Genomic DNA, 16,394 nt, shown 5'->3' with positions numbered 1-16,394 from the left:
AAAAAGGCTGCAACAATTACGCCCTTGAATACTAAATTCACATCAATCTTCTTGCTGTATTTCACTTAGTACTGATGGGCGGGCTAGCCTTTGCAGGTCGGCGGCCAGTAACTGTTGAACCAGTTCGACACAGCGCAGGAAGCGCTCGTCGTAGTCTGCCGACTCAACATGGACGTACTCAATATTATTGCTGCGCAGCATCTGCTCCAGCAATTTCTGGAAAGATTTGCGGTCACGATCACTGCCGAGGCTACGCAAACCATCAGCGACCCACGGCGTGTTATTCTCCAGCAAAATAACCAAATCAAAGCGATACTCATCAATCAGCGCCTGCACAAATGGGTGCTCTCGCCCTTCATATTTCTTACAAAATGCCTGTGTGGTAACAAAGTCGGTATCAATAAAGGCCACTTTGTTGGCATATTTTACTGCAAAATCAACATATTGTGCTTGGCCCAGTGCAATTTTGTCATAATCAGAATATTGCAGCGCCATCTCATCGCCACCCAGATGAGAAAAAACATAATCACGGCCATATTCCCACGCACTGGTGGTATTGAAGATATTGGCTAACTTGTTGACCAAGGTAGATTTCCCACTGGATTCCCCCCCCAATATCGCTACAGTGCGCACAAAGAAGGGCTTCACTTCGGTTGGGATATAGTCCCAATAACGGAAAGGATCTCGACGGATCTGGCGGCCACTGATATTCATAAATGAGCGCTGCGGGTCGATCAGTATAGTTTCAATGCCAAATTGTTCATGATAATGCGGCGCATCCTGACTTTCGCTGGAGTAAATAAAGTTCGGGACAATCCCTTTTTCGCCCATGAATTTTTTGACTCCATGGCTCCAGACATCCCAGCCATGGGGATAGGGTTCAATACCGTGCTCATCAAATGAATGAATATGGATATTTTTCTGGTACTTAAAGGTTTGTAATAACCAACGCAAGCGGTCACTGACCGTCGGTTGTTGCGACATAGAACTGTTTTCGAATAGCTCGCGGTCACGCGGTTCATCGAAGCAAAGGATGATATGCAGCTCATCAACCTGGCTACAAGCGCGTTGGATAAGATAGATATGACCGGTATGTAGCGGGTAAAATTTACCAAACACCACGCCGACTTTTTTCTCACGACGCGGAAATTCCAACTCAAGGTAACGGTGCAGGGCTTCTAGCTTTTGTGCGCTGGGGCTTTTGATTTTGTCATTGAGTAACTGACTTAAGTAACCTTTGGTCATGCCACTGGCATCGGCCACCTGCTGTAAAGTACAGCCTTTTTGCTTAATCGCTGTTTTGAGATAGTCGAACTGCAGCATACCGCCTCCTTGTTTAGTGCACTAAACAAAAATAACACAGTATGCTGCGAGATTAACACGACTAAATGTGCGGTATGACGTTACAAATCTTCCAAAACCGCCAGAGCATCGGCCAGTTTTTTCACCCCGAAAACCTGCATATTGGGCAGTGGCTTCTTCGGCATATTGGCATAAGGCACGATAGCGCGTTTAAAACCGTGCTTGGCTGCCTCTGAAATACGTTCCTGACCACTGGGTACCGGGCGAATTTCACCAGCCAAACCCACCTCACCAAATACCACTAAATCCTGTGGTAGCGGGCGGTCTCGTAGGCTAGAGACCAGTGACATCAGCAATGCCAGGTCAGCACTGGTTTCTGTTACTTTCACGCCTCCCACCACATTGACGAATACGTCTTGGTCAGACATTTGCAAACCACCATGGCGGTGCAAAACTGCCAGTAAAATTGCCAGCCGGTTTTGTTCCAGCCCGACCGCCACCCGACGCGGATTCGACATCATAGAGTGATCCACCAGCGCTTGAATCTCAACCAGCAGCGGGCGCGTCCCTTCCCACACCACCATCACCGAGCTGCCCGCGGTGACTTCATCACCCCGGCTGAGGAAGATTGCTGATGGGTTACTGACCTCGCGCAGACCTTGTTCGGTCATAGCAAAGACACCCAGCTCATTGACAGCACCAAAACGGTTTTTATGGCTGCGCAGAGTACGAAAACGTGAGTCACCGTCTCCATCTAGCATCACTGAGCAGTCAATGCAGTGCTCCAAGACTTTTGGCCCGGCCAGCGAACCATCTTTGGTCACGTGACCCACCATCACAATGGCGACACCACGGGTTTTAGCAAAACGCGTGAGATAAGCTGCGGTTTCACGCACTTGCGCCACACTACCCGGCGATGATTGAATATCCGCCATATGCATCACCTGAATAGAGTCGATAACCATCAAGCGTGGCTGTTCTTGTTCAGCTATCAGGCAAATCTGTTCAATGCTGGTTTCTGACAACATATTCAGGCCGGCGGTGGGCAACCCCAAGCGATGCGCCCGCATGGCAACCTGTTGCAGCGACTCTTCCCCGGTGACATACAGGGTTTTCATGTTTTCGGACAGTTTGCAGAGGGTTTGCAACAGTAAAGTACTTTTCCCTGCCCCCGGATTGCCGCCGATCAAGATCGCGCTTCCCGGCACAACCCCGCCGCCTAATACCCGATCAAACTCAAGAAAGCCGGTAGAGAAACGCGGCAGTTCTTCCAGACTGATATCGGATAACTTTTGTACTCGGCTAATACCAGCGTCGCCCGCATAGCCACCAAAACGCTCATTACGCGATGATGACGTCGCCGCCGCCAGCCGAATTTCGGTAATCGTATTCCAGGCATTGCAGGCACTGCACTGCCCTTGCCAGCGCGGATAATCAGCCCCGCATTCATTACAGACAAATGCCCGTTTTGGTGCTTTAGCCACGGTTCACCTCAATATGACGGCCTAACAGTGAGTTGATGACCCACCATTTTATTGTTCAAAGTCTACTGGGATAACTTGGTCATCGACTCAAATAGGCGTCATTGTTGCAGACAGTTTGGATGCGGACAGCGCGCAAAAACCGGAACGTACATGGAGTACGTGAGGATTTAGAGCACCGCCCAAATTCAAAATGGCAAATAAAATAGCCTATTTTAGCGTTCTTCGTGCTTAAGACTGCCAGTCAAAATACACAACACACTCAGCAAATCGCCATGACGAATTGCCACTTTTGCTTTGGCATAAACTTTCGGTTTGGCATGGAAAGCCAGACCCAGACCGGCGGCTTGCATCATTTTCAGGTCGTTAGCACCGTCGCCTATCGCCACGGTTTGAGCAATGGGAATATTCAGCTTTTCAGCTAATTTGAGCAGCGTGTCGGCTTTATATTGCGCATCGACTATTGGCCCGAGCACTTTGCCAGTCAATTTGCCGTCTTTGATTTCAAGCTCATTGGCAGCCACCTCCACCAAGTGCAATTTATCGCGTAGGTATTCGGCATAATAGGTAAAACCACCGGATGCAATGGCGACATGCCAATCCAATGCCTGAAGTTTACGTACCAGGCTGGTTAGCCCCGGCATCAAAGGCAATTCGTCACGAACTTGCTTAAGAATATTGGCATCGGCCCCTTTCAGGGTAGCCACACGTTGGCGCAAGCTGGCGGTGAAATCTAGCTCGCCCTGCATGGCGCGTTCAGTGACCGCCGCCACCTCTTCCCCAACTCCCGCCAACTTGGCAATCTCATCGATGCACTCAATTTGGATGGCGGTGGAGTCCATATCCATCACCAACAGGCCCGGAGTGCGCAAGTGTGGAATCGCCCCCAGCGGCGCCACATCTAGCCCGCTCTCGTCAGCCAGAGTTTTAATACGTGGGGTCAAACTACCTGCCAGGCGAATCACTTGATAATCTTCCACACACCAAGCGGAAACAATCACCATCGCCGCACCCAAGTGACGTTGGAAATGGGTAATGCGCTTTTTATCCAGTTTTCTGCCATACAACAGCCAACCCGTATGACCGGCACGATAATCCAGCGGCATGACTTCATCACCACTGAGTGAAAGTGGCAAACCCGGCCATTGATAGATCTCCGATGGGAGATCGCAATAGGTCAGACTATTAGACATGAACTGCTCCTGTAGAAAACAAAACTCGGCAACCTGCAACCCGGTAGATTGCGCGTTACGGCAATATGAAATATGCAGGGTAGAAATAACGCATCAAACTATCCTATCGTCATAACTTCTGGCAACATAAAGTCACTAAATACGGCAAGGAACCTGCATGGCCAAGGCCAAATTAAAATTTCGATTGCACCGTACTGCTATTGTGCTGATCTGTCTGGCATTATTGGTTTTGCTAATGCAAGGTGCATCCTATTTCAGCCTCAGCCACCAACTGGCCCGTTCGGAACAAGTTGAAGAACTGGCGAAAACATTAGCGAAACAAGTCACTTTCAGCCTATCCCCCATTATGGATAGCGGTGACGATGATATTGATAGCCAGAAAGTCGATGCTATCCTCCAGCAATTAACCCAATCAAGCCGCATATTGGATGCTAGCGTATATCAGAGTGACGGGACACTGGTTGCCGCCGCCGGAGAGAACGTAAAAGTACGTGACCGGCTAGCCTTAGATGGTAAACGCCCCGGCAGTTATTTCAATCACCAGATTGTCGAACTGATCCCCGGCAAAAGCGGGCCCAGTGGTTTTTTGCGCATGACGCTAGACACCCACGTGTTAGCCACTGAATCTAAGCAGGTGGATAATACCACCAATTTGTTGCGGCTGATGATACTGGTCGCGCTTGCGGTTGGCATTATCTTGGCCCGCACTCTGCTACAAGGCCGTCGTAGTCGTTGGCAACAATCACCTTATCTGCTAACCGCCAATACGCCAGTCAAAGAAGATGATAATGAAGATGACGCATCAGATGCTGCGCCGGAAGTCGACAAAAAACCGGATGATAAATAGTGAGATAGCTTCATTGCGCTAATTTGGCATGAATAGATTTAGCGGCAGAGATCTCTGCCGCTAAAGGGGAAAGGCTTGATAGGAAATTACGCTTTGTCACCCAACAGCACAGATTCCAATGCAATCTCAATCATGTCATTGAAAGTGGTTTGGCGCTCGGCTGCAGTGGTTTGTTCACCGGTACGGATATGGTCAGACACGGTACAGATAGTCAGCGCTTTTGCACCGAATTCTGCGGCAACGCCATAGATACCTGCGGCTTCCATTTCTACACCCAGAATGCCGTATTTTTCCATTACATCAAACATTTGCGGATCTGGCGTATAGAACAGGTCAGCCGAGAAAAGATTGCCCACACGGACATCAATCCCTTTTGCTTTAGCAGCATCAACCGCGTTACGCGTCATTTCAAAATCAGCAATTGCCGCGTAATCGTGGTCTTTAAAACGCAAGCGGTTGACTTTGGAGTCCGTACAAGCGCCCATACCGATAACCACATCACGCAATTTAACGTCAGCACGAACTGCACCACAGGAGCCCACGCGGATAATTTTCTTCACGCCGAAATCCGTGATCAGCTCTTTGGTGTAGATAGAGCAGGATGGGATACCCATACCGTGGCCCATCACTGAGATTGGACGCCCTTTATAAGTACCGGTGAAGCCCAACATGCCACGCACGTTGTTCACTTCGCGCACATCTTTCAGGAAGGTTTCGGCGATAAACTTCGCCCGTAGCGGATCCCCTGGCATCAGTACAACGTCAGCGAAATCACCCATTTCAGCATTAATATGTGGCGTTGCCATAATCACTTTCCTTAAAAATCAGAGAATTAAAATTTATATAACCAAACCATTTTTGAGTTTGAGCTGCTTTGCACAGTTTGGATAAAATCAGCCATCACCAGCGTAGATGAGCACAGGCAGCTTGGACACGACCAGTGCTCAGCCCCCGGAGCGTACACGCAGTACGTGAGGAGGGCGAGCACTGCCCGGGTTCAAAATGACACGCTCAGCGTAGCCGAATGACTTAAAGCATATTCTTACCGTAATCCATTGGTGACAGATTGAAATACTTGGCAACCGTCTGGCCAATATCGGCAAAGGTTTCACGATGCCCAAGTGAACCCGGCTTAACTTTCGGGCCGTAAACCAAGACTGGAATATGCTCACGGGTATGGTCGGTGCCCGGCCAGGTTGGGTCACAGCCATGGTCAGCCGTCAGGATCAGGATGTCGTCTTCTTTCACTAGTGCCATCAATTCTGGCAGGCGACGGTCAAACAATTCCAATGCTGCAGCATAACCTGCAACATCGCGGCGGTGACCGTAAGAAGAGTCAAAATCAACAAAGTTAGTGAACACAATAGTGTTGTCACCGGCTTTTTTCATCTCTTCTACTGTGGCATCAAACAGTGCATCCAACCCCGTGGCCTTCACTTTTTGAGTGATCCCCACATGGGCATAGATGTCGGCAATTTTACCGATGGAAACCACTTCACCGCCTTTCTCTTCCACCAGTTTTTTCAACACGGTTGGCGCTGGCGGTTCAACAGCCAAATCGTGGCGGTTACCGGTACGCTGGAAGTTACCCGGTTTATCGCCGATAAACGGACGCGCAATCACACGGCCAATATTGTAGCCGCCTTCGGTCAGTTCTTCGCGAGCTATCTCGCACAATTCATACAAACGGTCCAGACCAAAAGTCTCTTCATGGCAGGCAATTTGGAACACCGAGTCAGCCGAGGTATAGAAAATCGGTTTCCCGGTTTTCATATGCTCTTCACCCAGTTGATCCAAGATCACGGTACCTGAAGAGTGGCAGTTACCCAAATAACCTGGCAAATTGGCACGTTTGACCAGTTTATTCAGTAATTCCTGTGGGAAACTGTTTTCCACATCACTGAAATAGCCCCAGTCGAACAAGACAGGTACACCGGCAATTTCCCAGTGGCCTGATGGGGTGTCTTTGCCAGAAGATAACTCGCTGGCATAACCATAAGCACCAATGATGTCTGCATTCTTATCCAGCCCTACCGGGAATTTACCGGTAGATTCTTCGGCTGCTTTACCCAAGCCTAAACGGCTCAAGTTAGGTAATTTCAACGGGCCGCTACGACCAATATCCGCTTCACCACGAGCGCAGGCCTCAGCGATGTGGCCCAAAGTATCGGCCCCTTCGTCGCCAAATTTCTTAGCATCAGCACTGGCGCCAATACCAAATGAGTCTAATACCATAATAAATGTACGTTTCATCATTTTCTCCTGCATAGGGTCGCACGCTTAGCGGCTCCCTTTAAAGTATGGCGTTTATTCAGTAATACGACGATAAACCACCGGAGTTTCTTCCACGGCTTTATCACCCAATGTAATTGCTGCGCGAACCGCATCTGCCGCCTGCTGCCAGTCATCTTCGTTATTGGCATGAATTACGGTTAATGGCTGCTGACTGTCAACGCGAGCCCCCAGACGGGCCATATCGGTAAGACCGACACTGTAATCAATAGGATCGGTTGCCCGACGACGGCCTCCACCAAGGGAAACCACAGCCATGCCTAAGGCGCGGGTATCCATGGCAGTGATAATACCCGGTCGCTCAGCGAATACAGGCTTGCTCAGCATGGCGGCAGGTAAATAGCTGTCATAGCGTTCAACAAAATCGCTCGGGCCTTTTTGCGCCGCAACCATGCGACCAAACACTTCCGCCGCTTTGCCGTTATCCAATACCGCTTGCAGCTTGGATCTAGCATCAGCAACATCTTGCGCCAAGCCACCTGATAGCAGCATCTCGACACACAGTGCCATAGTCACTTCCAGCAAGCGCGGGTTACGGTATTCACCGGTCAGGAAGCGCACCGCTTCGCGCACTTCAACTGCATTACCAGCACTGGAAGCCAATACCTGATTCATGTCGGTCAACAGCGCGGTGGTTTTACAACCCGCGCCATTTGCCACACCCACAATGGCCTGTGCTAAATCTTCAGATAACTGATAAGTCGGCATAAAAGCACCAGAGCCGACTTTAACATCCATGACCAATGCATCCAGACCTTCAGCCAGTTTCTTAGCCAGAATCGAGGCGGTAATCAGTGGGATGGAATCCACTGTGGCGGTAATATCACGGGTAGCATAAAAACGCTTATCCGCAGGTGCCAGTGAGCTGGTTTGGCCAATAATGGCAACGCCGACATCCTGAATGATTTTGCGAAATGCACTGTCATCGGGGAAAATATCAAAACCGGGAATAGCTTCCAGCTTGTCCAGTGTTCCACCGGTATGGCCCAAACCACGGCCTGAAATCATCGGTACATAACCGCCGCAAGCAGCGACCATTGGGCCGAGCATCAGAGAAGTCACATCGCCAACGCCACCAGTGGAGTGTTTATCCACAATCGGACCGTTGAGCTTCAAGCTCTTCCAGTTCAATACTGTGCCCGAATCACGCATTGCCATGGTGAGCGCCACGCGTTCAGGCATGGTCATATCGTGGAAATAGATGGTCATCGCCAAAGCAGCAATCTGCCCTTCGGAAACCACATTGTCGCGAATACCATTGATAAAGAACCGAATTTCTTCTTCGCTCAGTGGCTTACCGTCGCGTTTTTTACGGATAATTTCTTGTGCCAGAAACAAGGCATCCCCCTGCTTGACGTCAATATGGAAAAAGCGGCACTGCGGCAACCTAGCCCGCAATACCTCTGTTCAGTTCAATAACGGTGAAAACGGTTAGTAGCCGCTGGTTTTGCTGTCGCTTTGATGACCCAGTGTTGTCAACAAGCTGCCTAACAGACTGGAGGCACCAAAGCGGAAGTGGCGAGCATCAGCCCAGCCTTCACCCATCAATTTATCGGCCAGTTGCAAGAACTGTGCGGCATCTTCAGCGGTGCGTACGCCCCCCGCAGGTTTGAAGCCAACAGTTTGCCCCACACCTAAGTCACGAATAGTGCGCATCATGATGTCGGCACTTTCCAGCGTGGCATTGACCGGCACTTTACCGGTTGAGGTTTTAATGAAATCAGCACCCGCTTTGATAGCAATCTCGGAAGCCTGACGGATCAAATGTTCTTGTTTTAATTCGCCCGTTTCAATAATCACTTTCAATAACACATTCGCGGCAGCACAGGCTTCTTTACACACTTTCACTAATTCGAAGCCCACTTTATCGTTACCAGCCATTAAGGCACGGTAAGGGAAAACCACATCCACTTCATCCGCGCCATAGGCAATTGCCGCACGGGTTTCGGCCAGTGCAATGGCAATATCATCATTGCCATGTGGGAAGTTGGTCACCGTTGCAATACGAATTTCAGGCGTCCCTTGCTCACGTAATGTCTTACGGGCAATAGGAATAAAGCGAGGATAAATACAGACGGCTGCGGTATTACCAGCAGGACTTTTTGCCTGATGACACAAAGCGATAACTTTATCGTCGGTATCATCGTCATTCAGGGTGGTTAAATCCATCAAACTCAGCGCGCGTTTGGCATAATCATTTAGATTCGCGCAGGCGGTTAAATCGGTCATAAAACTCTCCAACACTTTTCAGCTTCAGCACATTGCCAAAACTGAGCATTTATTTATGAGCGGGCAAAGAGACCAGATTGGTCTCTCTGATAATTAAGCTCAATACGTTGGCGAGCGGACTTGGTTCCTTGAAGATAGCCCCACGGATAACACCTTGGGTAGCAATTGAGATCCATCTCACCGCACTAACTTATAGCTCTATTTGAACACGTTACCAGGCTGCGAAGAGTGTTCAAATTCACACTTATCAATAGTAACTTGTAACGAAACTAAATTATATGTGATTAAAATCACAAAATAACCTGATTTAAGCCCGATTGAGAATAAATGCCCACTCGCATCAAGAATAGCTTATGGGCAGGAATAGGGTTAACCAGCAGTGATCACAGTGCTAAGAAGAAACCGGCAATAGTGGCGCTCATCAAGTTTGATAATGTCCCTGCGGCTACGGCTTTTAGGCCAAAGCGCGCAATGTCATGGCGGCGGCTAGGGGCCATACTGCCTAATCCACCCAATAAAATGGCGACAGACGACAAGTTGGCAAAACCACACAGTGCGAAGGAGATAATGGCTTTAGAATGTTCAGATAGCACCTGTAAACCAGCAGCTCTGACGAGCTCCTCAGCCTGAAGATATTGGCCGAAGTTCATAAATGCCACAAATTCGTTCACGATGATTTTCTGACCGATAAAGGACCCCGCGACCATCGCCTCACTCCACGGAATGCCGATCAGATAAGCAATTGGCGAGAACACCCAGCCCAGAATCAGTTCCATCGAGAGTTGCGGATAATCGAACCAACCGCCAATCCCACCGAGGATCCCATTGAGCAATGCAATCAATGCAATAAAGGCTAATAGCATCGCCCCGACATTCAACGCCAGTTGCAAACCGGAAGCCGCACCCGATGCCGCAGCATCAATAACGTTAGCCGGACGATCATCTTCAGCAATTAAGGTAGCAGCATCAACAGTATCACGGGTTTTCTCGGTTTCTGGCACCATCAATTTAGCGAACAATAACCCACCGGGTGCTGCCATAAAGGAAGCTGCAATCAGATACTCCAGTGGTACGCCCATTTGCGCATAACCGGCCAATACAGAACCCGCAACCGAGGCTAAACCGCCACACATTACAGCGAACAATTCAGATTGGGTCATGGTGGCGATATAGGGACGCACCACCAATGGGGCCTCTGTTTGCCCAACAAAGATATTGGCCGTTGCAGAAAGGGATTCGGTACGCGATGTCCCTAACAGCTTTTGCAGCCCGCCGCCTAATACCCGAATAACCAGTTGCATCACGCCGAGGTAATATAAAACAGCAATTAATGAAGAGAAAAATACGATGACGGGCAATACTCGCAGGGCAAATACAAAGCCACCACCGCCAAAAACTTCAAACATTTTGTCGGAAACCAAGCCGCCAAACATAAATGAAATACCGTCATTACCATAAGCAATAACGTTCGCCACTCCTTGAGACATGCCACCAAGGATACGACGACCGATTGGCACATATAATACCAGTGCGCCAACGCCCACTTGGAGAATAAAGGCCCCAACCACAGTGCGGATATTAATTGCCCTAAAATTACTGGAAAGAAGTACGGCTATTAATATCAGTACCGCCATTCCGACTAAACTCATAAGCATGTCGATAATCCTGTTAATGATTTATATTTAAATAATGTGTGTGGGGAGGATTATACTGGCATGGTCTCGCTATCAAACAATCTCTGTCACAAATAAACACAACTGGAAGCAACTGCAAGATAATTAATGTGATGCAAATCACACTAAAAAGAAGGAAGAAGTGAAAGCAAGCTAACTATTAGCCTGTTTTGTATGTTTTGACTCGGGATCTACCAGGTGAATGTCTTGAGCGAGGGCAACTGGAATAATCGCTGACTATTTTCTAATAACTGGGCGGCAATCTCCTGTGGTGCTTCTGGCCGTAACTCGCATAACACAGCAAACACCTGTTCCGCCCGCTCTGGCCGGTTAGGTTGGCCCTGAAAACCTGCAAGTGGCATATCTGGGGCATCCGTCTCTAGTAATAATGCCGATAACGGTAATGCCGCCATAACATTTCGGGTTTTCTGCGCCCGCTCATAAGTGATGGTTCCACCCACACCGATGTAATAACCCAAGCGAATGAATGCCTGCGCTTGCGCCAAACTCCCGGCAAAGCCGTGTACCACCCCCGTGCGTGGCAAGGTTATTTTGCGTAACGCAGCAGCCAACTGATCGTGTGAGCGGCGTGAATGCAGTATAACTGGCAGGTCATGCTGCCTGGCGAGCTTCAATTGGGCATGCAATAAGGCGAGTTGTCGTGGTAACTGCGGCTCATCCATATAGAGGTCCAGACCAATCTCCCCCACAGCGACCAGTTTGTCCGTTTTATCCGCCAGCGATGAGGCCAGTAGGGCTAAATCCACTTCTTGATGCTGAGCAATATAGAGGGGATGCAGACCCAGTGCAGCAAAGAGCGGTGGATAATTTGCAGCCAAATCAACAATGCGCTGAAAATAAGCAGCACTCACCGCCGGCACAATAATTTGCCGGACATTTGCCTGCGCCGCACTCTCTAAACTGGTCTTTTCTGCACCACTGAATGGCGGAAAATCAAAATGACAATGCGTATCAACAAAATAGAGTGTGTCGGAAAAACATGGCATCTGCCCACGAGTCGGTGCCATTACGCCGTATCACCTTTGGTATTTTCCGCCCCCGCAGACCGAATAATCTCGGCTGGCAACGGTTTCTTTTTACTCCGCGTCGATGCCGGAATATTCAGCCCACTCTCAGCCACGGTCATCTGAGGGGGAAGGTGACTTTCCGCGGCCTGTACTGCATTAACCGGAGTGATAATATCTGGCGATTTATTGATATCAAAAGAAGAATCCTCAGCATCAATTAACTCTGCCATATCATCTGGCTGGTTAATATCTTGTGGCTGAATCAATCGACGAGAGAGGGAAATCGTGTTTTTTTCGCCCTTGATATCAAACGGCGTCAAAGGATCCTTTGGCAGCAACCAGTGACCGACCGTTGCCAGAAAATAGCGCCCACAACGGCGGCCTAAATGGTAATCATGATTTAGCGCCGCAACCCGGCTACCTAACGCATTACTGGCAAGGGGTTTAGGGGGGAAAATTTCGAAAATGCGTAAATCACCCGGTGGCTTCTCGATAAATTGCTGAATGCGATGATAACTTTGCTCATGTTGCTGCATAATTCGCACCAATTGCTGCAAGCTACTTTCACTCAGCCAATGCTCCATCCGTTTCATCCATTGCGGCGTATAATACGCCTGCGAAGGAACTGTACGAATAACCACAATCGTATCCGCCCCACGCCGATAGGCTTCTTCGACGGGAATGGCATCACTGATACCTCCATCCTGATAACTTATACCATCTAAATCAACACCTTGACGATATAATCCAGGGATAGCACTGGACGCTTTGATGGCGGATAACCAGCTTTCTCGGGTTGGGGATATATAGGTGGGCTCGAAATCATCACTGCGGCAAGCGCACATGAGAAACTCGCGGCCATTTTGGAGATGCTGTTCGGCATGGTCTATTGCCAAAGGTAGCTGCTGAGAGGTGATATCCACCAGCCAGTCCAGATCAATTAAGTGACCACCACGAACAAAACGCAGCGGATTGAAGAAGTTAGCAGTTGTTGTGTAGCGGGTAATGACACGGCGAGCGTAGCCGGGTTGGCCACAGATAAAAGCAGAGAGGTTTTGTGCCCCGGCAGAAGTACCAATCATTAGATCAAAAGGGTTAAAGCGGGCGCGCTGGAATTCATCCAGCACACCGGCTGTAAAAATCCCTCGCTGCCCGCCGCCCTCACAAACCAACGCCATTTTACCGGGCTGGTATGGCTTATAGGCGAGTGGCTCAATATTACCGAGCGTGATAGGTATTCTGTATCCCACCATCCATCCTTAATTCGTTACAACAGGCGTTGAGGATACCCGTTCTTACCTTTGCTGTAACCATCACGCCTAACTAAAGCCGCTTACGTCCTGTAAACAAACTGATGAGGAATAGGATAATACCCACAACGAAGACAACTTTTGCGGCCCAGGCTGCCGTACCGGCTAGCCCACCAAAACCTAATGCCGCAGCGATTAACGCAATGACCAGAAATATAATGCCCCAGCGAAACATAAGCTTCTCCTTACCATTTGAAAAAATGACTTCATAAACTCTCGTTCAGAAAATCACTATTTAATTACCTCTGCCTATCTAACAGTAGCGCATATAGCAGAAGTTGTATTAGTTGGGTTTATCGGATGAATTATTGGGCTATCGGAGTGATTAAAAGGTATTTCGTGGATGATATTATTGTCCACGAAATACCCATCAGCCGAATAATAATTAAGGCTTGATGCTGAGATCGTTTTTAACGCTTTTCACGCCATCAACGGCTTTAGCAATACTTTCTGCGCGCTCGGACTGAGCTTTATTCTCAACATTACCGGACAGTTGCACCACACCATCGGTCGTTTCTACCTTAACTTTACGTGACGGTACGATGTCATCTGCCAGTAATTTGGCTTTGATTGAGCTGGTTGTTGCCGCATCGCCAGCATATTCGCTGACAGATTGTGTTTTCTGATCTTTCACATGTAGCTTATCGCTGACGGATTTTACCCCTTCAACATTACCGGCAATTTCAACTGCCGTTTCAGCTTCAGCCTGAGAAGTCACGAAACCACTGAGAGTAACAACGCCATGGTTAGTTTCAACTGAGATATCAGTGCTTTTAAGGGACTTTTCTTCCAGCAACGCACTTTTTACTTTGGCTGTCGCTGCGCTATCCCCCATGTAGTTATCAACTTTCTTCATGGAACTATCGAGTTTAGCACCGGTACTGTCCACAGCGTTGGAGGCTTTATTGAGCATAGTGTCTTCGGCGAACACACTCCCACTCATAAGCGCAGTACCTAAAACAACAGCCATCACTGAACGGGCAAATTTTGTGTTTGTCATCGATTTCTTCCTTTTTTGATTTGAATTCCAAATCGGATATAACGCCCCGATTTGCAAATTCTTACGCCACCTTATGTAGGTGGGTATTTGATGAATACTTTACGATTACTGCAGGTTAACTGATCTTAATTTGATGCAAGTCAGTCCTGCTGGTACCTATAAAGATAGAGCATCTCGGAAAAAATACAGTCGGAATCGGACTAAAGTCAGATTTTTATCACTAAGTGAGAGTTATCTTAGAGGTGGAATAGTGAAGGAAATTAATGAATCGGGGTACTTAATACCCCGATAGAATGCGGCTTGTAGCTCGATTAATGCTCGCGAGTTTTACGGAAACGGACTTCCGGATAACGTTCTTGCGTAATATTAAGATTAACCATCGTTGGGGCAATATAGCTCAAATTATCGCCACCATCCAATGCCAGGTTAACCTCATTCTTACGTTTAAACTCCTCGAACTTCTTCACATCATCACATTCAACCCAGCGGGCAGTTGAAACGTTGACCGACTCATATACCGCTTCCACGTTATATTCGCTTTTCAGTCGTGAAGAAACCACTTCAAACTGCAGAACACCAACGGCACCAACAATCAGATCGTTGTTGGTCAGTGGACGGAAGACTTGCACCGCGCCCTCTTCGGACAACTGAACCAATCCTTTCAGCAATTGTTTCTGTTTCAATGGGTCACGCAGGCGAATACGACGGAACAATTCAGGTGCAAAGTTCGGAATACCGGTGAACTTCATATCTTCACCTTGAGTGAAGGTATCACCAATCTGAATGGTACCGTGGTTATGCAGACCGATAATATCGCCAGCATAAGCTTCTTCAAGGTGCGAACGGTCACCCGCCATAAAGGTCAGCGCATCGGAAATCACCACATCTTTTTTAATGCGGACCTGACGCAGCTTCATGCCTTTTTCAAAACGGCCGGAAACCACGCGCAAGAAGGCAACACGGTCACGGTGTTTAGGGTCCATATTTGCCTGAATCTTAAAGACAAAACCGGTAAACTTCTCTTCAGCCGCAACCACTTCACGAGTATCTGTTTTACGTGGCATTGGCGCGGGAGCCCACTCAACCAGACCATCCAACATATGGTCAACACCAAAGTTACCCAGAGCGGTACCAAAGAAGACCGGTGTTAAATCACCGGACAGGAAAGCCTCATGATCAAATTCATGAGATGCGCCCTGAACTAATTCCAGCTCCTGACGGAACTGTTTAGCCAAATCTTCACCCACAGCGACATCCAGATCCGGGTTATTCAGCCCTTTAACAATGCGCACTTCTTGGATGGTGTGGCCTTTACCGGTCTGATACAGGTAAGTTTCATCTTTATAAAGGTGGTAAACCCCTTTAAATAACTTACCACAGCCAATCGGCCAGGTTATCGGTGAACAGGCAATCTTCAGTTCACGTTCGACTTCATCCAACACTTCCATCGGATCACGGATATCGCGGTCCAATTTGTTCATAAAAGTCAGAATCGGTGTATCGCGCAGACGGGTAACTTCCATCAGCTTGCGGGTTCGGTCTTCTACCCCTTTCGCCGCATCAATCACCATCAGACAGCAGTCAACTGCGGTCAGAGTACGATAAGTATCCTCGGAGAAGTCTTCATGCCCTGGGGTATCAAGCAAGTTAACCAGACAACCGCCATACGGGAACTGCATCACGGAAGTCGTGATGGAGATACCGCGTTGTTTTTCCATTTCCATCCAGTCAGATTTGGCATGATGGCTTGAGCCACGGCCTTTTACTGTACCGGCGGTCTGAATGGCGTTCCCGAACAGCAACACTTTTTCGGTAATGGTGGTTTTACCGGCATCGGGGTGAGAAATGATCGCGAAAGTACGTCTTTTCGCGACTTCCTGTGCATATTCACTTGGAGACATAGTTTGAATTTTCTACTTTTAGGCCGCCCTGCTCTGGCATGGCATCTGGTGCAATGCGTGATTCAGGAAAGCGGGAATCGGTGTTATAGCGCGGTATTTTCCCTGATTTAACCGGGATAGACAATTTATTATCCACAA

General features: G+C 48.5%; 15 protein-coding genes. 1 reads left to right on the top strand and 14 read right to left on the bottom strand.

The window, feature by feature from the left end:
* Positions 1-42: 42 nt before the first annotated feature.
* From nadR to serB, 3 genes are all read right to left on the bottom strand, one after another.
* Positions 43-1,323, bottom strand: a complete 1,281-nt coding sequence (gene nadR / locus DJ58_RS05895; protein WP_004706009.1) for a multifunctional transcriptional regulator/nicotinamide-nucleotide adenylyltransferase/ribosylnicotinamide kinase NadR — start codon at positions 1,321-1,323, stop codon at positions 43-45.
* Positions 1,324-1,403: 80 nt separating this feature from the next.
* Complete coding sequence (radA, locus tag DJ58_RS05900; RefSeq protein ID WP_004706006.1) at positions 1,404-2,786, bottom strand: DNA repair protein RadA; 1,383 nt, start codon at positions 2,784-2,786, stop codon at positions 1,404-1,406.
* 212 nt (positions 2,787-2,998) lie between these two features.
* Positions 2,999-3,976, bottom strand: a complete 978-nt coding sequence (gene serB / locus DJ58_RS05905; RefSeq protein ID WP_032909896.1) for a phosphoserine phosphatase — start codon at positions 3,974-3,976, stop codon at positions 2,999-3,001.
* Positions 3,977-4,133: 157 nt separating this feature from the next.
* On the opposite strand from serB, the gene DJ58_RS05910 reads away from it, so the two are divergent.
* Positions 4,134-4,823, top strand: coding sequence for a YtjB family periplasmic protein (locus DJ58_RS05910; protein ID WP_004706003.1), 690 nt, complete (start codon positions 4,134-4,136; stop codon positions 4,821-4,823).
* Between the two features lie 86 nt (positions 4,824-4,909).
* Here DJ58_RS05910 and deoD read toward each other — a convergent pair whose 3' ends face one another.
* The 11 genes from deoD to DJ58_RS23495 form a co-directional block, all read right to left on the bottom strand.
* Complete coding sequence (deoD, locus tag DJ58_RS05915) at positions 4,910-5,629, bottom strand: purine-nucleoside phosphorylase (RefSeq protein WP_032909895.1); 720 nt, start codon at positions 5,627-5,629, stop codon at positions 4,910-4,912.
* Between the two features lie 223 nt (positions 5,630-5,852).
* Positions 5,853-7,076, bottom strand: a complete 1,224-nt coding sequence (deoB, locus tag DJ58_RS05920; protein ID WP_032909894.1) for a phosphopentomutase — start codon at positions 7,074-7,076, stop codon at positions 5,853-5,855.
* A gap of 54 nt (positions 7,077-7,130) precedes the next feature.
* Positions 7,131-8,453 carry a thymidine phosphorylase gene (deoA, locus tag DJ58_RS05925; protein WP_032909892.1) on the bottom strand — a complete coding sequence of 441 codons (1,323 nt, stop codon included), beginning with the start codon at positions 8,451-8,453 and terminating at the stop codon, positions 7,131-7,133.
* Between the two features lie 93 nt (positions 8,454-8,546).
* Positions 8,547-9,344, bottom strand: coding sequence for a deoxyribose-phosphate aldolase (gene deoC, locus DJ58_RS05930; protein WP_032909888.1), 798 nt, complete (start codon positions 9,342-9,344; stop codon positions 8,547-8,549).
* 383 nt (positions 9,345-9,727) lie between these two features.
* Entirely contained in the window at positions 9,728-10,999 is a 1,272-nt protein-coding gene (locus tag DJ58_RS05935) for a NupC/NupG family nucleoside CNT transporter (RefSeq protein ID WP_072088127.1), read from the bottom strand.
* A gap of 209 nt (positions 11,000-11,208) precedes the next feature.
* Positions 11,209-12,045, bottom strand: a complete 837-nt coding sequence (locus tag DJ58_RS05940; protein ID WP_050413911.1) for a TatD family hydrolase — start codon at positions 12,043-12,045, stop codon at positions 11,209-11,211.
* Positions 12,045-13,298, bottom strand: coding sequence for a patatin-like phospholipase family protein (locus DJ58_RS05945; protein WP_004711525.1), 1,254 nt, complete (start codon positions 13,296-13,298; stop codon positions 12,045-12,047). The genes DJ58_RS05940 and DJ58_RS05945 overlap by 1 nt, the downstream gene beginning before the upstream one ends.
* Positions 13,299-13,368: 70 nt before the next feature.
* On the bottom strand, positions 13,369-13,530 hold the full coding sequence (locus DJ58_RS22830) for a DUF1328 domain-containing protein (RefSeq protein ID WP_004389381.1): 162 nt from the start codon (positions 13,528-13,530) through the stop codon (positions 13,369-13,371).
* 210 nt (positions 13,531-13,740) lie between these two features.
* Positions 13,741-14,355, bottom strand: coding sequence for a molecular chaperone OsmY (gene osmY, locus DJ58_RS05950; protein ID WP_004711522.1), 615 nt, complete (start codon positions 14,353-14,355; stop codon positions 13,741-13,743).
* Between the two features lie 311 nt (positions 14,356-14,666).
* Positions 14,667-16,256 carry a peptide chain release factor 3 gene (prfC, locus tag DJ58_RS05955; protein WP_004711520.1) on the bottom strand — a complete coding sequence of 530 codons (1,590 nt, stop codon included), beginning with the start codon at positions 16,254-16,256 and terminating at the stop codon, positions 14,667-14,669.
* Positions 16,243-16,392, bottom strand: coding sequence for a hypothetical protein (locus DJ58_RS23495; RefSeq protein ID WP_153802880.1), 150 nt, complete (start codon positions 16,390-16,392; stop codon positions 16,243-16,245). The genes prfC and DJ58_RS23495 overlap by 14 nt, the downstream gene beginning before the upstream one ends.
* Between the last annotated feature and the right edge of the window lie 2 nt (positions 16,393-16,394).

Source organism: Yersinia frederiksenii ATCC 33641 (genome assembly GCF_000754805.1).
Classification (GTDB): domain Bacteria; phylum Pseudomonadota; class Gammaproteobacteria; order Enterobacterales; family Enterobacteriaceae; genus Yersinia; species Yersinia frederiksenii.
Note: the sequence above shows the minus strand (reverse complement) of the source record. Positions and strands in the feature narration are given on the sequence as shown.

What these genes read in the sequence shown, in the direction of transcription:
- DJ58_RS05910 (WP_004706003.1), top strand. Translation starts at nt 4,134, where the DNA reads ATGGCCAAGGCCAAATTAAAATTTCGATTGCACCGTACTGCTATTGTG.
- osmY (WP_004711522.1), bottom strand. Translation starts at nt 14,355, where the DNA reads ATGACAAACACAAAATTTGCCCGTTCAGTGATGGCTGTTGTTTTAGGT.
- deoC (WP_032909888.1), bottom strand. Translation starts at nt 9,344, where the DNA reads ATGACCGATTTAACCGCCTGCGCGAATCTAAATGATTATGCCAAACGC.
- DJ58_RS05940 (WP_050413911.1), bottom strand. Translation starts at nt 12,045, where the DNA reads ATGGCACCGACTCGTGGGCAGATGCCATGTTTTTCCGACACACTCTAT.
- prfC (WP_004711520.1), bottom strand. Translation starts at nt 16,256, where the DNA reads ATGTCTCCAAGTGAATATGCACAGGAAGTCGCGAAAAGACGTACTTTC.
- DJ58_RS05935 (WP_072088127.1), bottom strand. Translation starts at nt 10,999, where the DNA reads ATGCTTATGAGTTTAGTCGGAATGGCGGTACTGATATTAATAGCCGTA.
- deoD (WP_032909895.1), bottom strand. Translation starts at nt 5,629, where the DNA reads ATGGCAACGCCACATATTAATGCTGAAATGGGTGATTTCGCTGACGTT.
- nadR (WP_004706009.1), bottom strand. Translation starts at nt 1,323, where the DNA reads ATGCTGCAGTTCGACTATCTCAAAACAGCGATTAAGCAAAAAGGCTGT.
- DJ58_RS05945 (WP_004711525.1), bottom strand. Translation starts at nt 13,298, where the DNA reads ATGGTGGGATACAGAATACCTATCACGCTCGGTAATATTGAGCCACTC.
- deoB (WP_032909894.1), bottom strand. Translation starts at nt 7,076, where the DNA reads ATGAAACGTACATTTATTATGGTATTAGACTCATTTGGTATTGGCGCC.
- serB (WP_032909896.1), bottom strand. Translation starts at nt 3,976, where the DNA reads ATGTCTAATAGTCTGACCTATTGCGATCTCCCATCGGAGATCTATCAA.
- DJ58_RS22830 (WP_004389381.1), bottom strand. Translation starts at nt 13,530, where the DNA reads ATGTTTCGCTGGGGCATTATATTTCTGGTCATTGCGTTAATCGCTGCG.